We start from the raw sequence: 12,527 nt of genomic DNA, 5'->3' as shown, positions 1-12,527 counted from the left end.
ATACAGCACCTGCCCCGCAAATGCCCGCCGTTCATGGGCCTGTCGCCCCGGCCCGGGCGCCCTCGCTAGACTCGGGGGTTTCCAGCCCTGCGGAGCCGCCGCGATGACCCAGTGGTATTTCCATGCCTCCGCCCAGGCCGAGCGTATCGGCCCGCTTGATGACCAGGCTGCGCGCCGTTATGCGCGGGCCAACCCGCGCGCGCTGGCCTGGTGCCAGGGCATGAGCGGATGGACCTCGATTGCCGAGGTGCCGGAGCTGCAATCTGCGGCCCCGGGCATGCCGAACAGCCCGCCGCCGGTCCCCTCCGCCAGCGGCCGCGCCGACGACATCGAATTCCGCATCGTCGGCCATGAAATGCAGTTCGTGGAGATCGAGCTCGACCCCGGCGAGAGCGCCATTGCCGAGGCCGGCGCATTGATGTTCAAGGACGCCACGGTACAGATGGACACGGTGTTCGGCGCCGCCAACGGCGACCAGGGCGGCGGCTTCATGGGCAAGGTGATGGCCGCCGGCAAGCGCGTGCTGACCGGCGAGAGCCTGTTCGCCACCGTCTACACCCAGAGCGGCCACGGCAAGGGCAAGGTCGCCTTCGCCGCGCCCTACCCGGGCACGGTGCTGGCGATGAAGCTGGACCAGCACGGCGGCCGCCTGGTCTGCCAGAAGGACAGTTTCCTGGCCGGCGCGCGCGGCGTGCAGATCGGCGTGCAGTTCCAGCGCAGGATCATGACCGGCCTGTTCGGCGGCGAGGGCTTCATCATGCAGAAGCTGGAGGGCGACGGCTGGGTGTTCATCCACGCCGGCGGCTGCGTGGTCGAGCGCGAGCTGGCTGCCGGTGAACGCCTGGACGTGGATACCGGCTGCGTGGTGGCGTATCACCCGACGGTGGACATGGACGTGCGCCGTGTTGCCGGCATCAAGAGCATGCTGTTCGGCGGCGAAGGCGTGTTCCTGGCCACGCTGACCGGTCCGGGCAAGGTCTGGCTGCAGTCGCTGCCGTTCTCGCGCCTGGCCGGCCGCATGTGGATGGCCGCGCCGCAGGGCGGCGGCCAGAACCGCGGCGAAGGCTCGGTGCTGGGCGGCCTGGGCCGGATGCTGGACGGCGACAACCGGTTCTGACCGCCTCGCGGTAGTGCCGGCCGCTGGCCGGCTGTTTCACGAGGGTGCCGGCCGCTGGCCGGCACCCGACGGGCAACAGATTTGCCGGCCAGCGGCCGGCACTACCCCGGCTGTTCGCCCGCGTGCGAAGCTTCACCCATGCTGACCCTGCAACGCGGCAGCCACCACGGACTGCTCATCGCACCGCGCTGGCCCTCTACCCGCATCCAGCTGGAAGAAGAAGTGCTGCAACGTTTGCTCGACGCGCAGGCATTGCTGCCTGCCGGGCTGGGCCTGCTCGTCACGCGCGGCTTCGAACCCAGCCACAGCCGGCTCGGCGGCTTCCGTCGTGGCGTGCGTTGGCTCGGCATCGCGGTGTTCCGCGCCTGCTATCCGCAGCGCCATGATGAAGTCGATGCCATCTTCGGCGCCAACGGCCACGACATCGATGGCCGTCATATCGATGTCTCAGTGGTATTGCACGGCAAGCGGCTGCGGCTGCTGCCACTGGGCGTGTTCACCCCGCCGCGCTGGCAGCAGCGTCGCACCGCCCGCCATGCCGAAGCGATCGCCCGGGTGAAGCGCAGCCTCCAGCACTGCGGTTTCGAGCTGCATCACAACCCCACCGAAGCCCTGCAGATCCACTGCGATTATCGTCCGCGCTGACCTCGCAGTCGGCCACGCATGCCGTGCCTTGTGCTCACGGATGCAAATGCTTCTCTTTTACTGTAAGGTGTAGCCGCTGCCCTTGCCGCCGCGGGCTGTTCCCTTTCCCAGTTGTCGCCCGCCCCGTGTCCACGCCTGTCGAACCGACGGATGTCGCGCAGCTGTGCGCGGCCCACTACCAGCCGCTGCACGCCCATGTCCGCCGTAAACTCCCGCAACGCAGCGACGCCGATGATGTCGTCCAGGAGACCTGGCTGCGCGTCGTCAGAATCGCCGCCAGTGGCCTGCTGAGCAATGGCCGCGCCTACCTGTACCGCGTCGCCCACAACCTGATCGCCGATCACTACCGGCAACGCCAGCGCCGTCGCGAAGAGGTGCTGGATGACACGCAGTTGAATGCCATCGCCGATCCTGCGCCGCTGCCCGAGCAGCGACTGCTCGACGCCGAACAACTGCGCCACCTCGACGCGATCATCGCCGCGCTGCCACCACGCTCGCGCCAGGTGTTCCTGCTGGCCCGTGTGGAACAGTTGGCGCTGGCCGAGATCGGGCGCCAGCTGGGGATCAGCCGGCAGACCGCGCACGGCCATCTGCTGCGCGCCCTGGTCGCGTTGCAGCAGGTGCCGGGCGCATGAGCCAGGAGACCATTGCACGCGAAGCTGCACGCTGGTGGCTGGATGCGCACGACGGCGACCGCGATGAGAACGCGTTCGAGCAATGGTGCCGGGCCGATCCACGCCATGCGGCGCAGTACCTGCACCTGCAGGAGTTGTGGCAGGCCGGTGCGGCGACGCCCAGCCTGCAGCGGCAACAGCAGCGCAGGCAACGCCGTCGCCTGCGCGAAGCCGGCATTGCGGTTCTGTTGCTGTGCGCGCTGGGTCTCTACAGCCGCCATGCCTCGCCACCCGTGGCACAGGTACTGCGTACGGCCGCTGGCGAGATCCGCGAGGAAACTCTTCCGGATGGTTCGCATGTCCTGCTGTCACCTGGCAGCGAAGTGAAGGTGCGCATCGATGGGCAGCGCCGCCAGCTCCAGCTGCAGCACGGCCAGGCCTGGTTCCAGGTCGCCGCCGATGCCGACCGGCCCTTCCAGGTGCATACCCCACAGGGCACCGTCACTGCACTGGGGACCGCATTCGATCTTGCCGTGCAGGGCAACAGCAGTGTGGTCACCGTTACCGAGCATCGCGTGCGCGTGGACAGCGGCAACGTCAGCATGCTGGCCGACGACGGCGAGCAGCTGCGCTTCGATGGGCAGTCAACAGCCCATGCAACAACCACCGCCCCCGGAACACTGGCCTGGCGCGAGCGGCGCCTGCACTGGGCCTCGGCCCCGCTGGCCGACGTCACGCAGGGCCTGGACCGCTGGCACGGTGGGCACACGTGGGTCGTCGGCGAGCAGCTGCGCCAGCAGCCGGTCACCCTGCTTGGCAGTGCCGACGGTGCAGCCAGCAACCGCGACCAGTTGGCCACTCAGTTGCAGGTGCGCGTGCTGCACCTCGGCGCGGGGATACAGGTGTGGCTGCCGCCACGCCGGGAACGGCGTGATGGACCCTGACATCCGGCCTGCGGCTGCGTCTACCCAGGATGACGACGCTCTGCGTCAGCCCCTGGAGCCCCCGATGCTGTGCCCCCGCCCCCTTGTCCTCGCCCTGTCGCTGGCCTGCACCAGCGCCCTTCCGCTGCTGCCCGGCAGTGCCCACGCACAGACCGCCACACGCACCTACGATCTGCCCGCCCAGCCGCTGGCGGCCGCGCTGGACGCCTACAGCCGGCTGACCGGTGTCGACCTGGTGATAGGCGCGGCGCTGCCTGCCGGGCATTCGGCCCCTGCTCTGCGCGGTGACTTCGACGATGCGCAGGCCCTGTCGCGCCTGCTGGCAGGCAGCGGCCTGCGACCGCGCTTCGTCGATGCGCGCCGCGCCGCCCTGGAACCGGCGCCGGCTGAACGCGCCGATGGCAGCCGTCGCACCGGCCCGCTGCGGGTGCAGGGCACTACCGCGCACGGCCAGGCACCGGGGGGCGGCGCCAGCCAGTATGTACCGGCCACCCGCGATGGCTTTGCGCCCTCGGTCGGCAGCGAGCGCGTGGCGATGGCCGAACGCCAGGAAGGCAACAGCCTGCTGCGCTCGATGCCCGGCACCCACAGCTTCCATTCGCGCAGCCAGCCGGGCCTGCAGGTCAACATCCGCGGCATGACCGGTGCCGGCCGGGTCAACACCATGATCGACGGTGTCACCCAGACCTTCCGCAACAATGCCGGGCATGGTTCGGGCGGTCCGTTCGCCTATGTCGATCCCTTCCTGCTGGCCGGTGTGGACGTGCAGCGCGGTGCGGTCGCTGGCGGTGACGGCGCTGGTACGCTGGCCGGCAGTGCCAACTTCCGCACCCTGGATATCGACGATCTGCTGGGTGAGGGCCGTGACTGGGGCCTGCGCGCCGGCTATCGCCATGGCAACAACGGCTATGGCAGCGGCCGCACCTTCGCCGGTGCATGGCGCCACAGCGAAGAAGGTGGCGACCGTCAGTTCGGCCTGCTGGCCGCCGCCAGCAGCAGCCGCAGCAGCGAATACGCGACCGCGCGTGGGCAGAAGAACAGCGCCGACCCCGGCAGCCAGCAGCCCAGCAGCTGGCTGCTGAAAGCACGCCTGCAGCCCAGCGACCAGCATCGGCTCGACCTGAGCCACATGCGTTACGAAAACGACTTCTACCACAACTACCCGTGGCAGATTTCCGCGCGCAACCAGCGCGCCAGCTACCAGTACACGCCCTATTCGCCATGGATCGACCTGCGTGCGACCTTCGCGAGCAACAAGACCCGGCTGTTCTATCCGCCGGTGGAAGATTCAAGCTACATCGGCCGCCGCACCCACAGCAGCCTGAGCAGCTGGACCGTCGACAACACCAGTCGCTTCGACATCGGCGCACTGCAGGCGCGCTGGAACACCGGCATCAAGCACCAGTCGGACATCTATGTGGCCGATACGCCCATCCTGCGCGGTGCCAACCCGCAGGGTCGCAGCCAGCTGGACAGCGTGTTCAGCACGCTGGAACTGCAGTACGACATCTACGCGCTGACTGCCGGCCTGCGCCAGGACCGCTTCGGCATCCGTGGCCACATCCCGGTGTGCTCGGATGTACCCGGCCAGTGCGCGGAGATCAATGGCGGCGACATCGACGTGCGGCGCAGCGAGCGCGCACTCAGCCCGAGCCTGGCGGTTTCACTGCAGGCCACTGACTGGCTGCAGCTGTTCGCCGAGGTCTCGCGGACGTCGCGTCCGCCGCGCGTGCAGGAGATGTTCTTCGAGAAGATCCCGCTGGAAGGCATGAGTGATGCCGATGGCGTTGGCGCCAACCCGTTCCTGCGCCGTGAGCGATCGCGCAACCTGCAGTTCGGCGCCAACCTCAGCGCCTCCTCGCTGCTGGTCGACGGCGACCTGGCGCAGCTGCGGGTCACCCGCTTCGACAACCGCATCCGCGACTACATCAAGCCGCAGTACCTGCTGATCGTGCATCCGCCGGAAGTGCAACCGTTCGTGGTGCCGATCGACGGCGATCCGCAACTCACTGCCTGGACCGATGCACTGGACGTGGACGACTTCAGCACCACCACGCGCTGGATGAACCACCCCGGCGTGGTGCGCATGCGCGGTATCGAACTGGAAGCGCATTACGCCAGCGAGCACTACCACACCACGCTCAGCTGGACCCGCTCGCACACCAGTGCGCCGGCCATCGAGTTCGTCAACCTGGAAGACATCACCTCCCTGCCCGACCGCTACTGGACGCTGGACGTGGGCGGCCGCTGGTGGCAGCAGCGCGTGCAGGCCGGCCTGCGCGCCGAGTACTCCGGGCCGACCGAGGAAGGCTACGACTTCTTCCAGACCCGCAAGACCGGCGGCACCGGCGTGCTGCTGGACTTCTACGCGAGCTTCAAGCCCCAGGCCAACACCACGCTGTGGCTGAACATCGAAAACCTGCAGAACAAGGCCTATGACAACAATGCCTCGATCGACAGCATCTTCAGCCCGATCCTGGACCGCGGCAACGGCCGTGGCCGCACCGTTTCGATGGGCGTCAATGTGGCGTTCTAGCCGTCGCTGGCTGCCCGTATGCCTGCTCGCGCTGGCCGCGGTGGCTGGCGCGCAGCCGGTGCCCGGCACAGTGATCGACCTGGCCACTGGCCAGCACCTGGACGAAGCCGCATTCGTGACACGCGCGGCGGACGCCCAGCGGCTGTTGCTGGGTGAACGCCATGATCTCGCCGGAGACCACGCCGCCCAGCGCTGGCTGCTGCAGGCCCTGCAGCGGCAGCGCCCGCAAGGTTCACTGGTGCTGGAAATGATCGCCAGCCAGCGCCAGCCACGCCTGCAGCGGGTGCAGCGCTGGCTGGCCAAGGGCAACCAGGCCGAAGGTGCACGCCTGCGGGAACTGCTGGACTGGGATACGCGCTGGCCGTGGGCCGCGTATGGCGGGCTGGTACGGGAGGCTGCCGATGCAGGCACGCCGTTGTTCGGCGGAAACCTGTCGCGTGCCGAGGTCAACGCGCTGCTGACCTCGACCGAGGGCGTGCGATTCCCGGTGGCCGCTGCCCGCCAGCGCCTGTCGGCGGTGGTGCTGGCCCAGCACGCAGACGCGGCACCGATGCTGGAAGGGATGCTGGCCGTGCAACAGGCCCGCGATACGCGCATGGCGCGGGTGCTGCTCGATGCGCCCGCGCCAGCGCTGCTGGTAGCAGGTCGCTGGCATGTACTGCGCGGTACCGGGGTACCGGGCTACCTGTCACAGGATACGCCTGCGCTGGTGATCGCATTGGCTTCACCGGGTGAAACCGTCGATGCAGCTGATGCCGATCTGCTGTGGGTGCTGGACGATGAGTGAGCGTGGCCAACACTGGCAGGCGATCGCGATCACCGTCGTCCTGCATCTGCTGCCACTGCTGCTGTTGGTGCACTGGGTCGCGATGCCGCCATTGCTGCCGCCGCCCGAGCAGGACGTGCGCATCAGCCTGCGCCTGCTGGAACCGGCCACGCCGCCGCAACCGGTGGAGGAACGCCAGGCCGAGACCCCCAGCCAGGCGCAGCAGGCCCGCGCCTCGCAGCCCACGAAGTCGCCGCCGCCACCCAAGCCTACGGCGGCACGCGAGGGAGAGCTGGCCGCCAGCGAAACGGGTGGGACGGGCCGCCAGCCACTGCCAGTCGCCCCGCCTGCGGCCGCGACCGATGCAAGTCCCGCACCGGCATCGATCACGGCCGCGCCGCCCGCTCCAGACGCGCCACCGGCAGACTTCCAGGCCGGCGCCGCCAGCGACCAGTGGGAAGCCCGCCTGATGGCGCGGCTGGAGCGTTACCGCTACTACCCTGCCGCCGCGCGCTCGCGCCGGCAGCAGGGCACTGCGTGGGTCAGGGCCAGCATCGACCGCGAAGGTCGCCTGCTGGCGCTGCGGCTGGAGCAGTCCAGTGGCCAGCCGATGCTCGATGACGCCGCGCTGCAGACCTTCCGTCGCGCGCAGCCGCTGCCGCCCATTCCCGATGAACTGAAGGCACCGCAGGAGCTGGTGGTGCCGGTGGAGTACTACCTGCGCTAGGCGGCATAAGCCTCCGCCTCGATCTCGAACAGCATGCCGTCCAGCGCCAGCCGCGGCACCGGGATCAGCGTGCAGGTGGGCGCCGAGCGGTTCGGCCAGCGCCGCCGCACCTGATGGGCGATGATGCCCAGCCGGTCTTCGTCGTGGTCCACCACCAGGATGCGCAACCGTGCGACATCGGCCAGGCTTGCCTGCGCCGACCGCAGCGCGATCTCCAGGTTGTCCAGCGCTTGCCCGACCTGTTCCTCGAAACCGGGGGAGAGATGGCCATTGGCATCCTCACCGCCCTGCCCGGCAATATGGATCACCCGCGCGGGCAGGCGCACCACCGCCACGTGCGAGTAGCCGTTGGCCGAAGGATCGTAAAGCCCCGCAGGATTGAACAGTTCCAGCAGGCCATGGCCGAGGCCCGGGGTGGTCAACAGGTTCATGCCGCGCGCCTCGTGGGGGATGCGAGGCAGTCTGCGACCTCAACATTGGTTCAGGTCAAACAGATCCGGTGCAACAGACCGGTCCGCCACGCGCAACGATCGCGCCCACGTGTAGATCCCGGCTCACGTCCACGCCGGATCGGCAGTGAAATCGATGGTCAGCCAGAACGTGCTGCCCCGCGCATCCAGCCGCACGGCGATCTCGTCGCGCATCGCATCGACCTCCCCCACTGAACCGAGCGGCGTGGCCGGATCAGCCAGCACATGGATCTCGATGAAGCGCATCCGCCCCATCTTCGCCACGTGGCTGGTGAAACCGAGGTAGCCACGCTCGGCCACGAACGCCTGCATCACCTGCTGCACGCGCCGGTCCAGATCGTCCGGCGCAACCTGCAGCACTTCACGCATGGCCTTCCACGCGCTGCGCGCCGGGACCGGCAATACCGCCAGGCTGATCAACGCCAGCACGATCGAATCCAGATACGGCACCCAGTGGTGCCACTCACCACCATGCAGGGCCAAGGCCAGCACGAAGGCCAGCACCACCGCCAGGCTCATCAGCCCGCCGAGCAGCCAGCCACGCACATCCAGCCATAACAACGCCGAGCGCAGGCGCCGCGCACGCTGCGCGACGAACGCGGCCATCGCCAGGTTGCTGGCACTCAGCAATGCCGCCCACCACAGCGCGGGCCCGAATCTCACCTCGTGCCCGCCCGTGGTCAAGCCGATCACCGCGTTGGCCAGCGCGTACACGCAGGCCAGCGACAGGATCACCCCGCCCAGCGCCTCGACCATCGGCTCAAGATGCCAATAGCCGTACTGGAAGCGCGGGCTCTGCTCCCGCGCTACCAGCCGCAGTACCGACAGCGACACCAGGGTCAACGCAACGTCGACGAGGCTGTACACGCCGTCGAACAGGATGGCCTGCGATCCCACCAGCAGGCCACCGCTGAAGCCGACCACGCTGACCGCGATGGTGACCCCGATCGAGAACTTCAGGATGCGTTGCTCGCGCGCGGTATCCATCGTTCGCCGAAGGGCCGACCGTCGCCGGTCAGGCCTTCAGTACCTCCACCTTGTACGAGGTCACATCGCCGTCGTTCTCGATGATGAGCCCGTGCACGTCCGACTCGAAGCCCGGAAAGCGGGCATTCTGCTCACGGGCGATGCGCAGCGACTGGATGATCGGCTCATCGCTGTCGCCAAAGCGCTCGCCCGGCATGATGGTCGGGATGCCCGGCGGGTACGGAACCAGCATGGTCGCCGCAATACGGCCACTGATCTGCTCGATATCGACCCGCTCGATCTCGCCCTTCACCAGGTGGTTGTAGGCGTCGGCTGGGGTCATCACCGGTGTCGGCAGATCCACGTACATCTCGCGCATCACCTTGGCCACGGCGAATTCCTGGTTGAACGAATGAAGCGCGTCGCACAGGTCGCGCAGGCCCCAACCGGCGTACGCGTTCGGATAATCAGCCGCCAGCGTGGGCAGTGCCTGGCTCAGCGGCGCGTTGCGGTCATACAGTTCCTTGAATGCCATCAGTTCGGTGACCAGGGTGCTCCACTTGCCCTTGGTGATGCCCATCGAGAACAGGAACAGCACCGAGTACAGGTTGGTCTTCTCCACGGTAATGCCGCGGCCCCACAGGAACTTGCTCAGCACCGCCGCAGGGATGCCCAGCTTGCCCATGCTGCCGTCCATCGCCAGGCCTGGGGTCAGCAGGGTCACCTTGATCGGGTCGATCAGCACATAGTCGTCGACCAGGTTCTCGAAGCCGTGCCAGTGTGCGTCCGGTTGCAGGTACCACTCTTCGCGCTTGGCCACCATCGGCGCCGGCGTATCGCCCTTGTCCAGACTGCGCTCGAGCCTGGTCGGCTGCCATACGCTGAACCACCAGTCGTCGCGCCCCAGGTCATCGCGGACATGCAGCATCGCGCGGCGGAAGGCAATCGCCTCGTCATGCATTTCCTGCACCAGCGAGCGGCCGGCATCGCCTTCCATCATCTTCGAGGCCACGTCACAGGCGGCGATCACCCCGTAATGCGGGCTGGTCGAGGTATGCATCATGAACGACTCGTTGAAGCGCTCGGCATCCAGGTTCCGTTGCGCCGAGTTGCGCACGTGGATCATCGACGCCTGCGAGAACGCCGCCAGCAGCTTGTGGGTCGAATGCGTGGTGAAGATGATCGCATCCTGCTCACGCGGCTTGCCCTTGGCCATGCCGTAGTGGTTCTCGTAGAAAGGATGGAACGCGGCGTAGGCGTACCAGGCTTCGTCGAAATGCAGGAAGTCGACCGCGCTGCCGATTTCGTCGGCAATCTTCTCGGCGTTGTAGCACAGGCCGTCGTAGGTCGAGTTGGTCACCACCGCGATGCGCGGCTTGGAGCCAGCCTGATAGGCCTTGCTGGCCAGCGGATTGGCGGCGATGCGCTGCTGCAACGATTCCGGCGTGAACTGATCCAGGCTGATCGGGCCAATGATGCCGTGTGCATTGCGGCTGGGGGTGAAGTACACCGGTACCGCGCCGGTCATGATCAACGCATGCAGCAGCGACTTGTGGCAGTTGCGGTCGACGAACACCACGTCGCCGCGCGCCACCGTGCCATGCCAGACGATCTTGTTGGCGGTGGAGGTGCCATTGGTGACGAAGAAGGTATGGTCGGCACCGAAGTTGCGCGCCGCCTCTTCCTCGGCATCCTTGATCGGGCCGGTGTGATCCAGCAGTGAGCCCAGCTCCGGCACCGAGATCGACAGATCGCTGCGCAGGGTGTTCTCACCGTAGAACTGGTGGAATGCACGGCCCACCGGTGACTTGGTGAACGCCACACCGCCGGCATGGCCCGGCGTGTGCCAGGAGTAGTTCGACTCGGCCGCATGGTGGATCAACGCCTTGAAGAACGGGGGCAGCAGGTTCTTCATGTAGTCTTCGGCCGCGCGCATCACCTGCCGCGAGATGAAGCTCTTGGTGTCTTCGAACAGGAAGATGAAGCCGTGGATGTATTTGAGCAGCTTGCTCGGCACCTTCTCGATGGTGCGGCGCTCGCCGTACAGGAACACCGGCAGGTTGGCGCGGCGCGCGCTCTGCTCGCGCAGGAAAGCGGTCAGGCGCTGGAACTCGCCATCCACCTCTTCACTGCCGTCGATCGAGATCAGCACCGCCGAGGCCGCCACGTAGGTGCGGGCGCCGGCCCGGGCATCATCCAGGTTCAGCCCGCACAGCACGCGCTGGTCATTGCTGCGCAGCTCTTCCACCAGCGCACGGATCAGGATGCCGCCGATGCGCGGCGACTCGTAGTCGTTGTCGATGACAATGACCGGATAGTCCAGGGACTTGAAGTACACGTCGATTCTCCTTGTCGAACTCAGGAATGCCGGGCGCCGGCGCTGATGGCCGATGCCTCGCGGGCGCGCTGCCGCTGCTGGCGGCGCTCCTCGCTGAAGAAGGGATAGAACACGGTGATGAACAGCACGAACAGGAAGGCGTACTGCACGATGGTTCCCGACGAGCCGTAGATCGCCCACAGGCAGTACACGACGGTCAGGCTGGTGAGCGTCCAGAACGCACCGGTGTGGACCAGGGTGTGCGAGCGCTCGACCACGAAGTAGCAGGCCACGCACGAGTAGATGTAGGGCAGCAGGGTCAGCACCACCGCCGCCGACGTGATCACGTCGAACTGGGCCGATGCGGTTTCCGAGGTGGAGGTGACCAGCACTGCCAGGGTCATCAGCACGGCCACGATCAGCACGCCCTTGACCGGCACGTCGTCCTTGTTGGTCTTGCTGAAGATGCTCGGGAACAGGCCATCATCGGAGGCCGCCTTGGCACTCTGCGCGGTCAGCAGGATCCAGCCACCCAGCGAACCGGCCGCGCCGATGAACGCGCACAGGCTGACCAGTGCACCGCCCCAGCCGCCGACGGCCTTGGCCGCGGCCAACGCGAACGGTGCGTCGGACACCTGCAGTTCCGCGTTCGGCACCATGCCCATGATTACCGAGGAACTGGCGATGTAGGCAATGGCAGCCAGGAACACGCCGGCCAGCGTCGCGCGGGCGACGTTCTTCTCCGGATTTTCGACCACACCGGCAGTCACCGATGCAGACTCGACGCCGATGAAGGCCCACAGGGTCAGTGCCGCGGCGCTCGAGATCGCACCGAAGTTCGACTCGCCAGACACGTTGTAGGCGCCCTTGAAGATGTCGGCATCGAAGAAGAACCAGCCGAAAATTGCGATGCCCAGGATCGGCACCAACGCAAAGCTGGTGGTGACCGTCTGCACGCGGCTGACGAAGGCCGGGCCGATCACGTTGGCAAAGCTCAGTGCCCACACCAGCACCAGCACCGCGATGCAACGCACCAGTGGCTCGGACAGGATCGGGAAGAAATAGCTGAAATAGCCCACCGCCGCGATCGGGATGGCGACGTTGCCGATCCAGTTGGCGAACCAGTAGATGGTGTTGGTCTGGAAGCCCATGTACGGCCCGAACCAGTCGCGCGCGTAGGCATAGGGACCGCCCGCCTTTGGGGCGAGCTTGCCCAGCTTGGCGAACACGAAGGCCAGCAGCAGCGCACCGGCAGTGGTGATCAGCCAGCCCCAGATCGAGGCGGTACCGATCTTGGCCAGGCTGGACGGCAGCAGGAACACGCCTGAGCCCATCATGTTGCCGGCGACGAGGAAGGTGGCTCCGACCACCCCGATTTTCTTTGCTTCTGCCATGACGATCTCCGGTACTGGCATGAGCCCGGCA

11 protein-coding genes are annotated in these 12,527 nt (G+C 67.2%); 7 read left to right on the top strand and 4 right to left on the bottom strand.

Annotation, left to right across the window (positions count from 1 at the left end; genetic code table 11):
• Nucleotides 1-103: 103 nt before the first annotated feature.
• The 7 genes from ACTXG9_RS16750 to ACTXG9_RS16720 all read left to right on the top strand — a co-directional run bounded on the left by ACTXG9_RS16750 (nucleotide 104) and on the right by ACTXG9_RS16720 (nucleotide 7,349).
• Nucleotides 104-1,117 carry a TIGR00266 family protein gene (locus ACTXG9_RS16750; RefSeq protein ID WP_111099286.1) on the top strand — a complete coding sequence of 338 codons (1,014 nt, stop codon included), beginning with the start codon at nucleotides 104-106 and terminating at the stop codon, nucleotides 1,115-1,117.
• A 138-nt stretch (nucleotides 1,118-1,255) separates the two neighbouring features.
• On the top strand, nucleotides 1,256-1,762 hold the full coding sequence (locus ACTXG9_RS16745; protein ID WP_021204503.1) for a hypothetical protein: 507 nt from the start codon (nucleotides 1,256-1,258) through the stop codon (nucleotides 1,760-1,762).
• 125 nt (nucleotides 1,763-1,887) lie between these two features.
• The gene (locus tag ACTXG9_RS16740) at nucleotides 1,888-2,397 is read left to right on the top strand and encodes an RNA polymerase sigma factor (RefSeq protein WP_134730729.1); all 510 of its coding nucleotides are present in this window, start codon (nucleotides 1,888-1,890) and stop codon (nucleotides 2,395-2,397) included.
• Entirely contained in the window at nucleotides 2,394-3,320 is a 927-nt protein-coding gene (locus ACTXG9_RS16735) for a FecR family protein (protein ID WP_111099239.1), read from the top strand. The genes ACTXG9_RS16740 and ACTXG9_RS16735 overlap by 4 nt, the downstream gene beginning before the upstream one ends.
• 64 nt (nucleotides 3,321-3,384) lie before the next feature.
• Complete coding sequence (locus tag ACTXG9_RS16730; protein WP_111099240.1) at nucleotides 3,385-5,856, top strand: TonB-dependent receptor; 2,472 nt, start codon at nucleotides 3,385-3,387, stop codon at nucleotides 5,854-5,856.
• Nucleotides 5,843-6,643, top strand: coding sequence for a ChaN family lipoprotein (locus tag ACTXG9_RS16725; RefSeq protein WP_111099241.1), 801 nt, complete (start codon nucleotides 5,843-5,845; stop codon nucleotides 6,641-6,643). Before ACTXG9_RS16730 ends, ACTXG9_RS16725 begins: the two co-directional genes overlap by 14 nt.
• Nucleotides 6,636-7,349 (top strand): energy transducer TonB family protein, encoded by a 714-nt coding sequence (locus ACTXG9_RS16720; RefSeq protein ID WP_134730737.1) that lies wholly within the window; start codon nucleotides 6,636-6,638, stop codon nucleotides 7,347-7,349. The genes ACTXG9_RS16725 and ACTXG9_RS16720 overlap by 8 nt, the downstream gene beginning before the upstream one ends.
• Here the strand turns inward: ACTXG9_RS16720 and ACTXG9_RS16715 are convergent.
• From ACTXG9_RS16715 to adiC, 4 genes are all read right to left on the bottom strand, one after another.
• Complete coding sequence (locus ACTXG9_RS16715) at nucleotides 7,346-7,780, bottom strand: RidA family protein (protein ID WP_019660241.1); 435 nt, start codon at nucleotides 7,778-7,780, stop codon at nucleotides 7,346-7,348. The genes ACTXG9_RS16720 and ACTXG9_RS16715 overlap by 4 nt on opposite strands.
• 123 nt (nucleotides 7,781-7,903) lie before the next feature.
• Nucleotides 7,904-8,806 (bottom strand): cation diffusion facilitator family transporter, encoded by a 903-nt coding sequence (locus tag ACTXG9_RS16710; protein WP_111099243.1) that lies wholly within the window; start codon nucleotides 8,804-8,806, stop codon nucleotides 7,904-7,906.
• Between the two features lie 28 nt (nucleotides 8,807-8,834).
• Nucleotides 8,835-11,123: an Orn/Lys/Arg family decarboxylase gene (locus tag ACTXG9_RS16705; RefSeq protein WP_111102486.1), complete on the bottom strand. Its 2,289-nt coding sequence runs from the start codon at nucleotides 11,121-11,123 to the stop codon at nucleotides 8,835-8,837.
• A gap of 20 nt (nucleotides 11,124-11,143) precedes the next feature.
• On the bottom strand, nucleotides 11,144-12,496 hold the full coding sequence (gene adiC / locus ACTXG9_RS16700) for an arginine/agmatine antiporter (protein ID WP_021204506.1): 1,353 nt from the start codon (nucleotides 12,494-12,496) through the stop codon (nucleotides 11,144-11,146).
• Nucleotides 12,497-12,527 lie beyond the last annotated feature (31 nt).

It is taken from the genome of Stenotrophomonas maltophilia group sp. LNF247 (assembly GCF_054083135.1).
The sequence above is the reverse complement of the archived record's forward strand: the minus strand, read 5'-3'. Positions and strand labels throughout refer to the sequence as shown.

Coding starts and splice junctions, on each gene's coding strand:
- ACTXG9_RS16725 (WP_111099241.1), top strand. CDS start 5,843: ATGTGGCGTTCTAGCCGTCGCTGGCTGCCCGTATGCCTGCTCGCGCTG.
- ACTXG9_RS16720 (WP_134730737.1), top strand. CDS start 6,636: ATGAGTGAGCGTGGCCAACACTGGCAGGCGATCGCGATCACCGTCGTC.
- ACTXG9_RS16735 (WP_111099239.1), top strand. CDS start 2,394: ATGAGCCAGGAGACCATTGCACGCGAAGCTGCACGCTGGTGGCTGGAT.
- ACTXG9_RS16715 (WP_019660241.1), bottom strand. CDS start 7,780: ATGAACCTGTTGACCACCCCGGGCCTCGGCCATGGCCTGCTGGAACTG.
- ACTXG9_RS16750 (WP_111099286.1), top strand. CDS start 104: ATGACCCAGTGGTATTTCCATGCCTCCGCCCAGGCCGAGCGTATCGGC.
- adiC (WP_021204506.1), bottom strand. CDS start 12,496: ATGGCAGAAGCAAAGAAAATCGGGGTGGTCGGAGCCACCTTCCTCGTC.
- ACTXG9_RS16710 (WP_111099243.1), bottom strand. CDS start 8,806: ATGGATACCGCGCGCGAGCAACGCATCCTGAAGTTCTCGATCGGGGTC.
- ACTXG9_RS16745 (WP_021204503.1), top strand. CDS start 1,256: ATGCTGACCCTGCAACGCGGCAGCCACCACGGACTGCTCATCGCACCG.
- ACTXG9_RS16730 (WP_111099240.1), top strand. CDS start 3,385: ATGCTGTGCCCCCGCCCCCTTGTCCTCGCCCTGTCGCTGGCCTGCACC.